This is a genomic window from Falsirhodobacter sp. alg1, from assembly GCF_000739715.2.
GTDB lineage: Bacteria > Pseudomonadota > Alphaproteobacteria > Rhodobacterales > Rhodobacteraceae > Falsirhodobacter.
The window spans coordinates 1-935 of the sequence record NZ_BBJC02000027.1 but is presented as its reverse complement, the minus strand read 5'-3'; the positions used below and the strand labels follow the sequence as shown (position 1 = coordinate 935).

The 935-nt window shown below is 60.9% G+C and carries 1 pseudogene; it reads right to left on the bottom strand.

Annotation, left to right across the window (positions count from 1 at the left end):
- Positions 1–248: 248 nt before the first annotated feature.
- A pseudogene (locus TR36_RS13915) lies at positions 249–815 on the bottom strand (AIR synthase related protein); the annotation flags it as partial.
- Between the last annotated feature and the right edge of the window lie 120 nt (positions 816–935).

Below are 935 nucleotides of genomic sequence, written 5' to 3'. Positions count from 1 at the left end.
AAAAGATACGGCCGATTATCCACCATACGGTGGTGATCACGAAGCGCCTGCCAATTATTCATACCAACTCCCTTTGGAAAATATCATTCAGCCCAATGCACGGAAAGGTTAGGCCAGACCGCGCGGATCGGGGCATCGACCGGTGACAATTTCTCCGCCCGCTCCAACGCTGCCCGTTTTTCCGCCCCTGTTATCAGAAGGTGCGTGGAAAACGCTTCTTTCAGCGGTTTTGCCGTCAATGTGATGCTCAGCAGTTTGCGGTTGGCCTGCAGGAAGCCCCCGTTCCGTTTTTCTGCCGCCAGATCGACGCGCGGCGCATCCCCGTCCTCGCGTCCGAACATCTCGGCCAGAAGAGCGGACTGGCCCAGATGCCCTTCGGTTGCACCGATCACCACGGCCAGATCGCCCTCGGACGGCAGGCCCGCAATCATTTCGTCGGTATTCGTCAGCAGACCGACGGCTCCGATGGTAGGGGTCGGCAGAATGCCCTGGCCATCGGTTTCGTTGTAAAGCGAGACGTTGCCCGAAACGATGGGCATATCCAGCGCTGCAACAGCCTCACCGATCCCTTTGATCGCGCCTACCAGCTGGCCCATGATCTCGGGCTTTTCGGGATTGCCGAAGTTCAGGTTGTCGGTGGTGGCAAGTGGCAGGGCCCCACCGGCAATCAGGTTGCGATAGGCTTCGGCCACGGCCTGCTTGCGCCCTCCGAAGGGGTTGGGCCTTGACGTAGCGCGGGGTCGACGTCGCTTGTAAAGGACAAGCGCCTTCGGCGTGCCATGCACGCGGACAACGACCCGCCACCCACGGCCCGGGCCGGCACGGAGTGGTATCGGCCGACTCACCCATGCTGTCGTATTGTTTCGTTAAACCCAACTGCCTTCGTTGGGCGGTAGGAGGGGCGGATCCGACTCAGGGCGGCGCAGACCTTCGAT